General features: G+C 47.5%; 14 protein-coding genes. 13 read left to right on the forward strand and 1 reads right to left on the reverse strand.

Features of this window, described 5'->3' with window-relative positions; genetic code table 11:
- The first annotated feature begins 446 nt into the window (after positions 1-446).
- The 8 genes from ACESLK_RS20745 to pssA all read left to right on the forward strand — a co-directional run bounded on the left by ACESLK_RS20745 (position 447) and on the right by pssA (position 9,776).
- Positions 447-1,352: an NAD-dependent epimerase/dehydratase family protein gene (locus tag ACESLK_RS20745; RefSeq protein ID WP_373231616.1), complete on the forward strand. Its 906-nt coding sequence runs from the start codon at positions 447-449 to the stop codon at positions 1,350-1,352.
- Between the two features lie 286 nt (positions 1,353-1,638).
- Entirely contained in the window at positions 1,639-2,100 is a 462-nt protein-coding gene (locus ACESLK_RS20750) for a CtsR family transcriptional regulator (RefSeq protein ID WP_373231617.1), read from the forward strand.
- Between the two features lie 29 nt (positions 2,101-2,129).
- On the forward strand, positions 2,130-2,642 hold the full coding sequence (gene mcsA / locus ACESLK_RS20755) for a protein-arginine kinase activator protein McsA (RefSeq protein WP_373231618.1): 513 nt from the start codon (positions 2,130-2,132) through the stop codon (positions 2,640-2,642).
- Positions 2,643-2,658: 16 nt separating this feature from the next.
- Entirely contained in the window at positions 2,659-3,723 is a 1,065-nt protein-coding gene (mcsB, locus tag ACESLK_RS20760; RefSeq protein WP_373231619.1) for a protein arginine kinase, read from the forward strand.
- 36 nt (positions 3,724-3,759) lie between these two features.
- Positions 3,760-6,222 carry an ATP-dependent Clp protease ATP-binding subunit gene (locus ACESLK_RS20765; protein ID WP_373231620.1) on the forward strand — a complete coding sequence of 821 codons (2,463 nt, stop codon included), beginning with the start codon at positions 3,760-3,762 and terminating at the stop codon, positions 6,220-6,222.
- A gap of 232 nt (positions 6,223-6,454) precedes the next feature.
- Entirely contained in the window at positions 6,455-7,822 is a 1,368-nt protein-coding gene (gene radA / locus ACESLK_RS20770; protein WP_373231621.1) for a DNA repair protein RadA, read from the forward strand.
- Between the two features lie 13 nt (positions 7,823-7,835).
- A complete protein-coding gene (gene disA, locus ACESLK_RS20775; RefSeq protein WP_373231622.1) occupies positions 7,836-8,945 on the forward strand; it encodes a DNA integrity scanning diadenylate cyclase DisA in 1,110 nt (369 codons plus the stop codon).
- Between the two features lie 90 nt (positions 8,946-9,035).
- Positions 9,036-9,776 carry a CDP-diacylglycerol--serine O-phosphatidyltransferase gene (gene pssA, locus ACESLK_RS20780; protein WP_373231623.1) on the forward strand — a complete coding sequence of 247 codons (741 nt, stop codon included), beginning with the start codon at positions 9,036-9,038 and terminating at the stop codon, positions 9,774-9,776.
- 137 nt (positions 9,777-9,913) lie between these two features.
- Here the strand turns inward: pssA and ACESLK_RS20785 are convergent, their stop codons facing one another.
- Entirely contained in the window at positions 9,914-10,309 is a 396-nt protein-coding gene (locus ACESLK_RS20785; RefSeq protein WP_373231691.1) for a nucleoside triphosphate pyrophosphohydrolase family protein, read from the reverse strand.
- A 190-nt stretch (positions 10,310-10,499) separates the two neighbouring features.
- Between ACESLK_RS20785 and ACESLK_RS20790 the strand changes: the two genes are divergently transcribed.
- From ACESLK_RS20790 to ACESLK_RS20810, 5 genes are all read left to right on the forward strand, one after another.
- On the forward strand, positions 10,500-11,591 hold the full coding sequence (locus tag ACESLK_RS20790; RefSeq protein WP_373231624.1) for a PIN/TRAM domain-containing protein: 1,092 nt from the start codon (positions 10,500-10,502) through the stop codon (positions 11,589-11,591).
- 129 nt (positions 11,592-11,720) lie between these two features.
- Entirely contained in the window at positions 11,721-12,419 is a 699-nt protein-coding gene (gene ispD, locus ACESLK_RS20795; RefSeq protein ID WP_373231625.1) for a 2-C-methyl-D-erythritol 4-phosphate cytidylyltransferase, read from the forward strand.
- Entirely contained in the window at positions 12,416-12,907 is a 492-nt protein-coding gene (ispF, locus tag ACESLK_RS20800; RefSeq protein ID WP_373231626.1) for a 2-C-methyl-D-erythritol 2,4-cyclodiphosphate synthase, read from the forward strand. The genes ispD and ispF overlap by 4 nt, the downstream gene beginning before the upstream one ends.
- A gap of 69 nt (positions 12,908-12,976) precedes the next feature.
- Positions 12,977-14,434: a glutamate--tRNA ligase gene (gene gltX, locus ACESLK_RS20805; protein ID WP_373231627.1), complete on the forward strand. Its 1,458-nt coding sequence runs from the start codon at positions 12,977-12,979 to the stop codon at positions 14,432-14,434.
- A 146-nt stretch (positions 14,435-14,580) separates the two neighbouring features.
- Positions 14,581-14,712: a hypothetical protein gene (locus ACESLK_RS20810; RefSeq protein WP_373231628.1), complete on the forward strand. Its 132-nt coding sequence runs from the start codon at positions 14,581-14,583 to the stop codon at positions 14,710-14,712.
- The last annotated feature ends 65 nt before the right edge of the window (positions 14,713-14,777 follow it).

Consider the following 14,777-nt stretch of genomic DNA (forward strand, 5'->3'; position numbering starts at 1 on the left):
AGCGCCAATGGTACTTGGACCGCAGGGTCCTGGGAGAGTAGGACGTTGCCAGGCCGGAGAACAGAGAGAAGCACCCAGCGATGGGTGCTTCTTTTGCGTATCAGCGCGCCTAGCCACGCTAGGTTCAATTTACGGGTGTAAGTCCAGTCGATGTAAGACCTGAAGGGTCAGTCGTAATTATTGAAAGTTTAGTTTTATTTCTACCGCTAATTTACTTTTAATGCGGTCAGAATATACCGTAATCGAATGGTGGAATCGAATTAGAGGAAGATTTAGCATCAGCATCATGATTAAATGTCCCATAGCGGCATTAATTGCGTCTACATAAACAAAATAGCCTTGGAAATCCCCCCACTTTAAAGCAGTTAAGAAAGATGTAACAGCAGGAATAAATGACTCCCGAAGGGTTACCCTAAAGTGGAAAACATGAAAAGGGGCGGGAAATAGTGAGAGTAGTGGTGACAGGAGCGGCAGGAAAAATCGGCCGATGGACCGTAAGAACAATTTTAGAGGCCGGTCATGATGTTATAGCTACAGATAGAATACTAAGAGAGGAATCTGCATCGCAAAACTTTATTCAAGCTGAATTACGTGATTACGGTCAGGTATGTCAGCTATTGATGGGAAGCGATGCTGTGGTCCATCTTGGGAATATTCCTACCGATGTAAGGAATACACCACAGGCAATATTTGAAAATAATATGCTCGTTAATTTCAATATCCTTGAAGCTTGTAAAGATTTTAAAATTCCTAAGCTGGTGTGGGCGTCAAGTGAAACTGTTTTGGGGTATCCTTTTGTTCCGGAACAGCTTACTTATCTTCCTGTAGACGAAGAGCATCCAACGAGAGCAAAGTCATCCTATGCTATGGCAAAGCTGCTGACTGAACACCTTACAGGAATGTATTACGAGCTTACTAACAATCAGATTGTTTCTCTTCGCTTCGCAAATATATATGAGCCCGATGAATATGAAAAAATTCCCATCATGCATTGGAATGATAAAGAAAGGGATATTCAAAAGAAAAATGCATGGGCTTATTGCGATGTTAGGGACGCTGCAAAGGCCTGTCTTCTTGCAATAGAAAAGAATGATTTAGGAAATCAAGTTTTCCATATAACTGCCCCAGATACAATTATGCCCGATCTTAGTCAGGACTTAGTAAATAGATATTTTCCAAATGTATCTTTAAAGAAGGACATACAAGGGTACGAAACTTTAATGGCAATAGATAAGGCCCGGCAGATCATTGGTTATGAACCACGTTATACATGGCGTATCGCTCTAAACAATGATGGCACACTCAAGGCATTGCCCGAAGACCAACTTGCTTTAACAAACATAGAAATATAAAAAATCTTACAAAAACAAATAACCCCAGCTTAGGGGTTATTTGTTTACACTTCATATCATGGCTAACAGAGTCGTTCCAATCAGGTGGGAACCGACTTTGCATTTTTGGAAAAACAGCGTATAATAAGTCTAAAGTCAAAGAAAGTCAAAGTCAGTAAAGCTTCTGTATGTTGACCGAGTATAATGCCCAAGACAGGCTTCAATCGGTACGCAGCGGGATAACGACCAACCCGGGACGCTTTAAGCGCTCTACAATCGGACCGCATCGATGAAAGGAGGTTGGAAGTTGCGCAACATAACGGATCTTATCGAGCAATACCTGAAGCAAATTTTGCAAAGCAGCTCTGAAGGCTCTGTCGAAATCCAAAGAAGTGATTTGGCTGACAAATTTTCATGCGTCCCTTCACAAATTAATTATGTAATTAGTACAAGATTTACTCTGGAAAAGGGATATTACGTTGAAAGCAAACGTGGCGGCGGAGGATATATTCGGATTCAGCGAGTTGATCTTCCATCATTGGATGCTATTCAGAACCATATCCAGCAAACAGTAGGCAAAGAGATTGATCAACTGACTGCAGAAGGGTTAATTTATCAATTAGAGGAAGCGCGATTCGTTACGAAGCGTGAAGCCCACCTGCTAAAAACTGCCGTTTCCCGAGATGCTCTAACGCTGACCTTACCACTCAGGGATCAGATTCGTGCGAAGCTGCTGAAAGCGATGCTAATCGCCTTATTGGCTAAATAGTCGATTACTTCTGTCAAGGAGGGGATGCCATGCAGTGCCAAGAATGTAGCAAACGCCCTGCTACGCTGCATTTTACGAAAATCGTTAACGGGGAGAAGACGGAGCTGCACATTTGTGAAACTTGTGCAAGGGAGAAGGGAGAGCTTATCCCCGGTACTCCAAGCGGATTTTCCATTCACAACTTATTGTCAGGTCTCCTAGATTTTGATCCTCCGAATCCGGGATCGATGGCCAAACAACCAGTAGTGAAATGCGACACCTGCGGCATGACCTATACGCAGTTCAGCAAGATAGGCCGATTTGGTTGCAGTAATTGTTATAAGCAATTCGCGGAGCGGCTTGATCCTCTCCTGAAACGGGTACATGGTAGTACAGTGCATGTAGGCAAAGTGCCCAAACGAGCAGGCGGACGTCTCAAGACAAAGAGAGAAATCGACCGTCTGAAGAAGGAAATGCAAGGGCGAATCGAGCGTGAGGATTTCGAATCTGCAGCACAGATCCGGGATCGAATTCGTGAGCTGGAGAAAGAAATGAGCGGCTGAAGGGTAGGGAATAGCAATGGCCAAAAGGAAATTCAGCAAACAAGGGCTCAGTCTTTGGATGAATGGTGAAGGTGCAGAGTCTGATGTCGTAATCAGTAGTCGTGTGCGTATAGCGCGGAATATTCGCAGTTTGCCTTTTCCCATGATGGCAGATCCTTCCCAATCCCTCTCAGTCATGGAGCAGCTGCTTGGTGTTGCGGAGAGTGGAAGATTAAATGGTTTAGGCAAGCTTGAACTCATTCGACTAACGGATTTGACAGAGCTTGAGAAGTTAGTACTGGTGGAGAAGCATCTTATCAGCCCCAACCTTGCGAATGAATCCCGTAATGGGGCGCTAATCCTAAGTCCTAATGAAGATATCAGCGTGATGGTTAATGAAGAAGATCATTTGCGCATTCAATGCTTAAGCTCAGGATTTCAAGTTCATGAAGCATGGGATCGTGCCAGCAAAATCGATGATATCTTCGAGGAGCAGGTGGATTACGCCTTCGATGAGAAGTATGGCTACTTAACAAGCTGCCCCACTAATGTTGGAACAGGAATCCGAGTTTCCGTGATGATGCATTTGCCTGCATTAGTGATGACCGGACAAATCAGCCGAATATTATCCGCGGTTACACAGGTCGGATTGGCCGTGCGGGGGTTGTACGGAGAAGGCAGCGAAGCAACGGGAAATTTGTTCCAAGTATCTAACCAGATTACACTTGGGCAATCCGAGCAAGAGATCATCGAAAACTTATTTCAAGTCGCCCGTCAAATGATTGAACATGAGAAGGCTGCAAGGAGTAAACTGTTAACCGATTCAAGGCCTCGTGTTGAGGATCGGGTGCGAAGGTCATTCGGCATACTGTCTCAGGCCATTATTATGGACTCGAAGGAAGCTTCCCAAAGGCTGTCGGATATCCGCCTTGGCGTCCATCTGGGCTTACTGCCGGAATTAAACGACCAAACTTTGAATGAATTGCTTGTATCTACCCAACCCGGATTTCTGCAACAAACGTTCGGTGTTGCAATGAGTCCGGAGGAGAGGGATAGGTCAAGAGCGGAATTAATTCGCTCAAGACTGGCAACTACTTCTTAAATGTTTTATTCTTAAACTTATACGGAGGTGTGTCTCATGATGTTTGGAAGATTCACAGAACGTGCGCAGAAGGTATTGGCCTTAGCTCAGGAAGAAGCAGTGCGTTTGGGACACAACAACATCGGCACAGAGCATATTCTGCTCGGATTGATTCGAGAAGGAGAAAGCATTGCCGCCAAAGCCCTCATTGCCTTGGGACTTGGTTTGGAGAAAATCCAGGATGAAGTTGAGTCACTAATCGGTCGGGGACAAGAGCAACCTACGAATATCGCCTATACTCCACGCGCTAAGAAAGTGATCGAGCTTTCCATGGATGAAGCACGGAAGCTTGGTCATACGTATGTGGGTACGGAGCACATCTTGCTTGGCCTTATTCGTGAAGGTGAAGGCGTAGCCGCCCGTGTACTTAACAATCTGGGTATTAGCCTGAACAAAGCACGCCAGCAAGTGCTTCAACTGCTAGGAAGCAATGAAAGTGTGTCAACCAGCCATGGCCCTTCATCCAATGTAAGCACGCCAACCTTAGATGGCTTAGCCCGCGACCTGACAGCTAGCGCAAGGGAAGGCAATATTGATCCTGTCATCGGCAGGCAGAAGGAAATTGAACGCGTTATTCAGGTGTTATCCCGTCGTACCAAGAACAATCCAGTCCTGATCGGTGAACCTGGCGTTGGTAAAACGGCAATTGCCGAAGGCCTCGCTCAGAAAATCGTCAATAACGAAATTCCCGAGACCCTGCGTGATAAGCGCGTAATGACGCTGGATATGGGTTCTGTCGTTGCAGGAACGAAATATCGGGGAGAGTTCGAGGATAGACTCAAGAAAATCATGGACGAAATCCGCCAAGCCGGCAACGTTATTCTTTTCATTGATGAGCTGCATACGCTAATTGGAGCAGGGGGAGCAGAAGGCGCAATCGATGCCTCTAATATCCTGAAGCCTGCTCTGGCGCGCGGTGAGCTTCAATGTATCGGAGCGACTACGCTTGATGAATATCGCAAATATATTGAGAAGGACGCAGCTTTGGAGCGTAGGTTCCAGCCGATCACGGTAGATCAACCAACACCGGAAGAAGCGGTTCAGATCTTGCATGGCTTGCGTGACCGTTACGAAGCTCATCATCGCGTGAAAATAACGGATGAAGCAATCGAAGCAGCGGTTAAGCTGTCCGATCGTTATATTCCAGACCGTTTCTTACCAGATAAGGCCATTGATCTCATCGATGAAGCCGGCTCCAAGGTAAGGTTAAATTCTTACACGGTTCCGCCAAATCTCAAGCAATTAGAGACGCGGTTGGAGGATATCCGTAAGGAGAAGGATGCTGCCGTCCAAAGCCAAGAATTCGAAAAAGCGGCTGCTCTGCGCGATACCGAGCAGAAAATCCGTGAGGAACTAGATCATACGAAAAACCTCTGGAAAGAAAAGCAAGGCCGCACAGACTCTGAGGTGACGCCTGAGGATATCGCCCAGGTGGTCGCTAGCTGGACCGGAATTCCGGTAAGCAAGCTTGCAGAGGAAGAGACAGAGCGTCTGCTGCGGATGGAAAGCATCCTGCACAACCGTGTTATCGGTCAGGATGAGGCCGTTAAATCCGTATCTCGTGCAATCCGTCGTGCTCGTGCCGGTCTGAAGGATCCTAAGCGTCCAATGGGCTCCTTTATCTTCCTTGGACCTACGGGAGTGGGTAAGACCGAGCTTGCTCGTGCGATTGCGGAAGCGATGTTCGGCGATGAGAATGCGGTAATCCGTATCGATATGTCAGAATATATGGAGAAGCATTCAACTTCTCGCCTTGTTGGAGCACCTCCGGGATATGTGGGCTATGAAGAAGGCGGTCAATTGACGGAGAAAGTTCGTCGCAAGCCATACTCTGTCGTATTGCTCGATGAAATCGAGAAAGCTCATCCTGAAGTATTTAATATCCTCCTGCAAGTTTTGGAAGACGGTCGTCTGACGGATTCCAAAGGGCGTTCGGTGGATTTCCGGAATACGCTGATTATTATGACATCCAACGTTGGAGCAGAGCAAATCAAGAAAAATTCAACTCTAGGATTTACAGCTGCCCAAGACGCAGGGCGTGATTATCAGAATATGAAGGAAAAAGTACTTGCTGAGCTCAAGAAATCATTCCGTCCGGAATTCCTGAATCGGATTGATGAGTCCATTGTATTCCATCCGCTCGATCAGGAGCATATAGCTCAAATCGTTACCTTAATGGCCGATGAATTACGCAAACGCCTTGTTGAGCATAACGTCGGCTTCAAGCTTACGGATTCCGCCAAAAGCTTCCTAGCGAAGGAAGGCTTCGATCCCCAATACGGAGCGCGTCCGCTTCGCAGAGCCATTCAGAAGCATATTGAGGATCGGCTGTCGGAGGATTTGCTCATGGGCAAGATATCCAAAGGCAACAATCTCCTCATTGATGAAGAGGACGGCGGTCTAGTCGTTAGACAAGTGGATCAAGCGGAAGCTGAGCCTGAAGTGACAACGAAAGCATAATCCTTGTGTTACCTTGGACGCTGCCGGCCTTAACTTTATAGCAAGCGTCCTACGGGAAGAAAGACTCTCCGTCCCGCCTTTTAACGGCGTAAGATGCGGGGAGTCTTTTTTTTGTGGTGATGGTTACGCTAATAATCTTCGAGAAGTGCAGTTGGTCGGTTTTCTGGGAGCCTTTAACATGGTAAACTTCTAAGAGTAGAGTTAACTCGATCAGAAGGAGTCTTTATTTACCATGGCCAAGGTTAAGACGAAATTCGCATGTACCGAATGCGGCACGGAATCGCCGAAATGGATGGGCAAATGTCCTGGCTGTCATGCTTGGAATACGATGGTAGAAGAAACCGAAACAGAAGTAAAAGCACCTGTAGGCCGGAGTGAGCTTACTCGGACGAAAGAAAAAGCACGTTCTATCATAGATATAGAAAGTGGGCGCGAGCCCCGGATACAGACAGGTCTATCGGAATTGAATCGTGTGCTCGGCGGAGGACTCGTTCCGGGTTCGCTTCTGCTTGTTGGCGGGGATCCGGGTATCGGCAAATCGACTCTTCTATTACAGACATCCTATAAATTATCCGTTCAAGGCTTAAAGGTCCTATATGTATCCGGAGAAGAATCCGTGAGGCAAACGAAGCTGCGGGCAGATCGGCTTGGGGCCTTGAACGACAGATTATACGTTCTGTGCGAGACTAACCTTGAAACGATTGAAGAAGCCATAACGGAAGTAGAGCCAGACTTTCTCGTAATTGACTCCATTCAAACCGTATATCGTCCCGAGATCGCTTCCGCACCGGGAAGTGTATCCCAGGTGAGGGAGTGTACCGCTCATTTCATGCGTATATCCAAAATTAATGGAGTGGCGACCGTATTAGTCGGGCACGTTACGAAGGAGGGAGCAATTGCCGGACCGCGGCTGCTTGAGCATATGGTGGATTGCGTGCTTTATTTTGAAGGGGAACGTCATCATACTTACCGAATATTAAGAGCGGTTAAGAACCGATTTGGCTCCACGAACGAAATAGGAATTTTCGATATGAGTGAGGATGGATTAAGGGAGGTTACGAATCCCTCCGAGCTGTTCTTATCTGAAAGACCGCTTGGCGTTTCCGGCTCTACTGTTGTAGCGAGCATGGAAGGAACGAGGCCGGTTCTTGTAGAGCTTCAAGCGCTTATTGCTCCTACGCATTTCCCTTCGCCTAGAAGGATGGCCTCTGGCTTTGACCATCATCGGATGTCTCTAGTTATTGCCGTTCTGGAGAAACGGATGGGTATGTTTATGCAGAATCAAGATGCTTATTTAAACGTAGCGGGCGGTGTTAAGCTTGATGAGCCAGCAGCGGATTTAGCTGCAGCCGTTAGTATTGCGTCCAGCTTAAAGGATAAGCCTACAAGACCATTCGACGTAATCTTCGGCGAAGTCGGATTAACGGGGGAAGTGCGTGCTGTATCTAGAGCGGAGCAACGGGTGAAAGAAGCGCAGAAGCTGGGGTTCAAACGCGTAATTATGCCGGAGCAAAGCATGAAAGGCTGGCAGCCGCCTAAGGACATTCAGCTTATTGGTGTGAAGACAGTAGCAGACGCTTTGAAAGCCGCATTGGAATAGGGGGGATAACTAAATGAAGGAAAACAAAGAAAAAGAAAACCGGGAGAAGGAGCATATTCAGCAAGAGAAAACGATGAATATGTTGCTCCAGATGGTTGCATTAGGCACCCCATTCCGTGATGGGCTGGAAAATGTACTGCGTGCCAAAACAGGGGCGTTAATTGTCGTAGGTTATAGTCCTGAAGTGATGGAGGTTGTGGACGGCGGATTCTCCATCAATTGTGACTTCAGCCCGAACTATTTGTACGAATTGGCGAAGATGGACGGCGCAATCATTCTGAATGAAGATGTTAAACGTATACTATATGCGAATACACAACTCATTCCTGATTCTGCAATTTCTTCTATAGAAACAGGAATTCGACACCGGACAGCAGAACGAGTCGCTAAACAGACAGGTAAGCTTGTCGTATCCATCTCACAGCGACGTAATGTAATCACACTTTATCAGGGTCAATTGCGGTATGCGCTTAAGGAAATGGGAGTTATTTTAACGAAAGCGAATCAGGCGATTCAGACTTTGGAGAAATATCGTGCGGTATTCACTCAGGCGTTAACGAACTTGTCCGCACTAGAGTATGAGGAGCTCGTCACTATGCATGAGGTGGCTTATGTCATTCAACGTGCAGAAATGGTATTGCGTATCAAGAATGAAATCAACAGATACGTGTTGGAGCTAGGTAATGAAGGAAGGCTAATCAGTATGCAGAAGGAAGAACTGGTGGGTACAGCAGAGGAAGAGGCACGGCTTCTGCTGAAAGATTATGCAAAGGATGAAGGGGACGATAGGATCCGTGACATTCAGTCCTCTATCCGCAGACTGTCCTCGGAGGAACTGCTGGATTCCGCAACCCTAATTCGATTACTGGGATACCCCTCTTTAAGCACTGTGGTTGAGGATGGCTTGCTGCCGCGGGGTTATCGGATGCTAAGTAAGATCCCTAGATTACCCAGTGTCATTATTCATAATTTGGTTGATCGCTTTAGCGCTTTACCCCATATCGTCATGGCATCTATTGATGAATTGGATGAGGTGGACGGAATTGGAGAGGTTAGAGCTCGTGCTATTAAAGAAGGTTTGAAACGGATTCAGGACCAGGTGTTTATTGACAGACAGATATAAGCGGATTACAATTGGGAATGTTCTGCAATTAAGATCAAGCGGCGCTTAACATTCGTTTCTATAGGGTATAGTAAAGTTGAGGTGGCAAACATGATTGCAAAATCCATACCGAACCTTTTCACCATCGGGAATTTGTTTCTGGGCGTTATAGCCATTATTTTGGCTTTTGATGGTAACGCGAACAGTGCTGCCCTCTTAGTCATTATCGCAATGCTTCTTGATGGATTGGATGGGCGTGTTGCAAGAGCCTTGAATGTGCAAAGTGAATTCGGTAAAGAATTGGATTCTCTCTCGGACGTTATCTCATTTGGGGTAGCACCGGCTTTTATTATGTATCAAGTTGCTTTTACCAATATTAATCCTGCATTGGCATGGATCGTAACCGCAATCTTTCCAATTTGCGGAGCGTTAAGACTTGCTCGGTTTAATGTGATTGATGGTATTCCCGGATACTTTATCGGACTACCCATACCGGCAGCGGGCGGAGTACTCGCTACATTGGCGCTATTTCATGACGAGTTACATTACTCATTACTGGTCATTAGCACCGTTGTTTTGTCATTCTTGATGATAAGCAACATGAAGTATCCGAATTTCAAGAAGCTGGGACTGCCTCGCGCGGCTATATGGTCTATTCCCATCGTAGTATTAGGTGCAGCTGTACTGGCCTATATGTTCCAAGAAGCTATTCCAAAAGTAATCCTGGCGTTGCTCCTTCTCTATGCGCTATGGGGCTTAAAAAAAAACGTTAAACGACTGTTACCGAAGAGTGCCAGAAGTAAGCGCAAATTGGCAGCAGAGGAGCAAGAGAAGGCTAAACACAGCGCATAACCTAATGAACTTCCGGAAGCATCGGCTCTCTCTCTAATTTATCAGAGAGACTCCGGTGTTTTTTTTGATCGATAACGAACAAGAAAGCAGTCCCCCGAGAGCCGGGAGGCTGCTTTCTTGTTCGTAGCATTAAGTTTTTAAGTTAAGTTAAACCAGCCCAACGTCGAGCATTTGTCAGCTTCCTTGGAGACGACTTCCTCTAAGCTGATATCTAGCAGGTTGCACATAGCTGACATGTAAAACAGATTTTTGCCCATTTCGCTACGGATGACTTCGCGGCACTGCTCGCATAAATTGCCTTCCATGTGGGATTTCGATTGGCGATTCGCTTGATCAAGCAGCATCTCCTCTGAGAATCCCTGGTTCCTGGCGGTCAGCTCGATACATCCGCATTCTGTGATGGATTTGGATACGGCACGATTGACGGATGCATTGGATTGGCTGTACTTCGTGACGACATCTAGCAAGCTGCGATGACGGAGCAACAATTCCGACACCTGACTCTGGAATTCCTGGAGCGTAGGTGCATTCATCCGTTCCACCTCGATTACCATATTTATTTCTCCCTTTATTATAGAGCAAGGCTTCTCGGATTTCAAAAGAAGTTCGTCATTTTGAGGAAACTTTAAGAAGCATACAGAGGGAAGGTTAGCATCAAGAAAATTGGAACATACTAGTAACGATATTTCTGACTTTCTAAAAGCAAGGGAGTGATTATTTACGATGATGAAAAAGGTTATTCAGATCCTCGGCCTTCTACTAGGAGCGTTGCTGGGTCAAGAATTGTCGACAGTGCAGATGTCTGGCAATTCACTATGGATGAGTTCGTTGTTGGGAGCCTCGACTGGATCGGGAGGAATGTTTAGTGCGGTCGTGGGGGCATTTGCTGGGTTCTTGCTAGCAACTGCAATTGCAGCGCCGCTATCTCGCTGGCTACAGCGTGGGATTGATAGGCTGTCTGAGTATCCGATATCGGATTTGCTTACCGGCCTAGTTGGTTTGACCTTTGGCCTTGCACTTTCTTCATTCCTGTATCCTTTCATTACGGACATTCCGCAGGTAGGACAAGTATTGGCGGCCGGAACGGCGCTTCTGCTCGGTTATGCGGGACTAAGGATCGGTATGCACAAAAAGGAAGAGATGGGGGATTGGTTCCGCACGCGCAGAACCGCCGAAGCAACGAAGAAGGATGATGGTCCGCGTTATGAGGAGCATAAGATTCTCGACACAAGTGTCATTATTGACGGCCGCATCGCAGACATTTGTAAGACAGGCTTTATAGAAGGGACATTGGTCATACCTGAATTTGTGTTAGAGGAGCTTCAGCATATCGCGGATTCTTCAGATTTGCTCAAGCGTAATCGCGGGCGGAGGGGACTGGACATCCTGAATAAAATTCAAAAAGAGTTAGATGTCAGGGTACTCATCTATGAGGATGCTACCGAAGAACCCGGTGAAGTGGATAGCAAGCTCGTTAAGCTGGCAAAAGCAATGAAAGGAAAAGTAGTCACGAATGACTTCAACTTGAATAAAGTATGTGAGCTGCAAGGCGTTTCGGTTCTAAACATCAATGATTTGGCGAATGCAGTTAAACCGGTTGTGCTTCCTGGCGAAGAAATTGTTGTGCAGGTTATCAAAGACGGCAAGGAGCATGGTCAAGGTGTCGCTTACTTGGATGATGGCACGATGATCGTAGTGGAAGGCGGCAGGGAATACATCGGAACCACGATGGAGGTACTTGTTACTAGTGTACTGCAGACGTCTGCGGGGCGGATGATTTTCGCCAAACCGAAGCTATTGGAAAAAGCGCTCTAACAAGGTATGATAATAGAAATACGGGCGGGACGCGCTCTAATGTCCCGTCTTTCGTTGTTTTTACGGATAAGATGCGGCTAAGAGTTAAGCTTCTCGTTGCATCCGTTCGTTCTAAAGGGGATAATGTCCATGAATTGGGGAGCCGTTGTCGTTGCTGCGGGGCGTGGGACTCGCATGGAAAGCGCGGATAATAAACCATATATGCAGTTGGCGGGTCGAACGGTATTGGCTCACACACTAGAAGCGTTCGAATCGTGTAAAAGCGTCAAATCCATCGTTCTGGTGGTCACACCGAATGAGGAGAAGAGGGCGGCCGACGTCGTTCGTCTTGGGGGTTACCGGAAAATTACGGCGATTGTTCCGGGTGGAGCAGAGCGGCAAGACAGCGTTTTTGCGGGATTATCAGCTCTCGATACGGATGGAGTGCTTGTTCATGACGCTGCAAGACCGCTGATCCTCTCCTCGCAGATCGAGGCATGCTGCAGAGCTGCGGAAGAACACGGAGCAGCGGCTCTAGCCGTTCCCGTTAAAGATACGATTAAGGTTTCGGATGGCAGCGGCTTTATCGTTGCAACCCCGGAACGCCGGACGCTGTGGAGTGTTCAGACTCCGCAGGCTTTTTTGCGTCTAGAGCTTATGCAAGCCCACCGGCAGGCATTCGAAGAGGGTGCAACCGCGACGGATGATGCCATGCTGTTGGAGCGGCTGGGACATAAGATCGCCATTGTCGAAGGAGATTACCGAAATTTAAAAATTACGACGCCAGAGGATCTGCCAATAGCAGAGCTGCTCATGGCAAGGCGTGCCGGGGAGGAAAGTCCACAATGATTAGAGTGGGACAAGGGTTTGATGTACATGAATTAGTAGAGGGGCGCCCCTGCATCATCGGTGGTGTTAACATTCCATATGAGAAAGGTCTCCTGGGACATTCCGACGCTGACGTACTCTTACATACGATAAGCGACGCTATTCTCGGTGCTCTTGCCCTCGGCGATATCGGCAAGCACTTTCCCGATACAGATCCAAGCTTCAAGGATGCCGATAGTGTCAATCTTTTGGAGCGCGTATGGCAATTGGCCAAAGATCGCGGCTACAGGCTTGGTAATGCCGACGCTACAATTATTGCCCAAGCTCCGAAAATGGCGCCCTTTATCCCGCAAATGGTTACAGTAATCGCTCGAACCCTGGAATGTGACGAATCGCAAGTTAACGTTAAAGCTACGACGACCGAGAAGCTAGGCTTTACAGGCCGCGGCGAGGGAATTGCCTCCCAAGCGGTTGTCCTCTTGGTCCGCTCGTTCGATTTGATTGGCTAAGATTGGCTTGAAACTATACTTGGAGATAACCTCGACAATCTCCATGTTAATATGAACGGAGGAACTATAATGTCCACAACAAAAGTGAGAGTACGCTACGCACCTAGCCCAACCGGCCACCTGCATATCGGCAACGCACGTACGGCCATTTTCAACTATCTTTTTGCCCGTCATCACGGCGGCGATTTCATCATCCGTATTGAGGATACAGATGTGAAGCGCAATGTAGCCGGCGGCGAAGAAAGCCAGCTCACTTACCTGAAGTGGCTCGGCGTCGACTGGGACGAGAGCATTGACTGTATTGGCGAGTACGGACCTTACCGTCAAACGGAGCGGTTAGCTATTTACAGCACCCATACAGAAGAGTTGCTCGATCGTAAGCTAGCTTACCATTGCTACTGCACTGAACAAGAGCTGGAGCAGGAACGCGAAGAGCAAACAGCGCGTGGCGAAAATCCCAAATACGCAGGTAAATGCCGTAACTTAAGCGTTGATGAACAGGCTGGTTTAGCCGCTGAAGGCCGAATTCCGAGCGTTCGCTTCAACGTGCCTGCAGACAAAACCTATACGTTCAAGGATACCGTCAAAGGAGAGATCTCATTCAGCGCGGACGACTTTGGTGATTTCGTCATCGTGAAGAAGGATGGTATTCCAACCTACAACTATGCAGTCGCCGTAGACGACCACCTGATGGCGATCACGCATGTGCTTCGCGGTGAAGACCATATCACTAACACTCCTCGTCAATTAATGATATACGAAGCGTTCGATTGGACACCCCCCGAATTCGGTCATATGACATTAATCGTCAACGACCAGAGGAAGAAGCTGTCTAAACGGGATGAATCCATTGTGCAATTTATTGAGCAATACGATGATTTGGGATATTTGCCTGAAGCGATGTTTAATTTCATCACCTTGCTTGGTTGGTCTCCAGAAGGGGAAGAGGAGATTTATACGCGTGAGCAATTGATCGAGATCTTCAATGCTAACCGCCTATCGAAGAGCCCCGCCGTGTTCGATACCGCTAAGCTGAATTGGTTAAACCAGCACTACATGAAACAAGCTTCGCCGGAGCGGGTTATTGAAATATGTATACCGCATTTGAAAGCGGCAGGTCGTTTACCGGAGAGTCCGAACGAGCAAGAGCTGCATTGGGCTGCTGCTTTGGTTACCTTATTCCGGGATCATCTCCGGTTTGGAGCCGAGATCGTACCTTTGTCCGATCTGTTTTTCCAAGACCTGCCTGAGCTGGACGATGAAGCAACAATCGTGATGGCGGAAGAAACAGTGCCCGCTGTTTTGCAAGCATTTCGGAAAGAAATCGAGACAGCAGGCGAAGAAGGCTTCACCATAGACAACATGAAAACGCTGATCAAAGCGGTGCAAGGAACGACTGGCATTAAAGGCAAAGGCTTGTTCATGCCGATTCGCGTAGCCCTTACAGGGCAAATGCATGGACCGGATCTTAACGGTACGATCTGGCTCCTTGGGCGTAATGAGGTTCTGAAGCGGCTGCAAAGGTAACTGCAGGTCTTTCGGTGCACAGGCACGCATAATCTCCTACATATCTCTGTAAAGCCCAAGTCTCTTGTCACCAATTGAGGGTTGAGATATACTGAAGCCATATCGAAAAATATGCGACGAACAGGAAAGTACGTTTCGTTTAATGAATGTCCAGAGAAGGCGAGCCATGGCTGAGAGCCGCCACATTCTTGCGTAACCGAATTGCACCTGGGAGCTGCGCCGCTGATTGGACAACCGATGGCATCCGCGAGTTTGTATTCGTGAATGCATTGGCTTAAACGGGTAAGCGGTGCCGGGTAGCCCCCGTTAACAGCTAGTTGAGATGCCATGCTGTATCGCATGA

This window comes from Cohnella sp. (genome assembly GCF_041640265.1).
GTDB lineage: Bacteria > Bacillota > Bacilli > Paenibacillales > Paenibacillaceae > Cohnella.

Coding starts and splice junctions, on each gene's coding strand:
- ispF (WP_373231626.1), top strand. CDS start 12,416: ATGATTAGAGTGGGACAAGGGTTTGATGTACATGAATTAGTAGAGGGG.
- mcsA (WP_373231618.1), top strand. CDS start 2,130: ATGCAGTGCCAAGAATGTAGCAAACGCCCTGCTACGCTGCATTTTACG.
- ACESLK_RS20790 (WP_373231624.1), top strand. CDS start 10,500: ATGATGAAAAAGGTTATTCAGATCCTCGGCCTTCTACTAGGAGCGTTG.
- ACESLK_RS20765 (WP_373231620.1), top strand. CDS start 3,760: ATGATGTTTGGAAGATTCACAGAACGTGCGCAGAAGGTATTGGCCTTA.
- disA (WP_373231622.1), top strand. CDS start 7,836: ATGAAGGAAAACAAAGAAAAAGAAAACCGGGAGAAGGAGCATATTCAG.
- gltX (WP_373231627.1), top strand. CDS start 12,977: ATGTCCACAACAAAAGTGAGAGTACGCTACGCACCTAGCCCAACCGGC.
- ACESLK_RS20810 (WP_373231628.1), top strand. CDS start 14,581: ATGTCCAGAGAAGGCGAGCCATGGCTGAGAGCCGCCACATTCTTGCGT.
- ispD (WP_373231625.1), top strand. CDS start 11,721: ATGAATTGGGGAGCCGTTGTCGTTGCTGCGGGGCGTGGGACTCGCATG.
- mcsB (WP_373231619.1), top strand. CDS start 2,659: ATGGCCAAAAGGAAATTCAGCAAACAAGGGCTCAGTCTTTGGATGAAT.
- ACESLK_RS20785 (WP_373231691.1), bottom strand. CDS start 10,309: ATGAATGCACCTACGCTCCAGGAATTCCAGAGTCAGGTGTCGGAATTG.
- pssA (WP_373231623.1), top strand. CDS start 9,036: ATGATTGCAAAATCCATACCGAACCTTTTCACCATCGGGAATTTGTTT.
- radA (WP_373231621.1), top strand. CDS start 6,455: ATGGCCAAGGTTAAGACGAAATTCGCATGTACCGAATGCGGCACGGAA.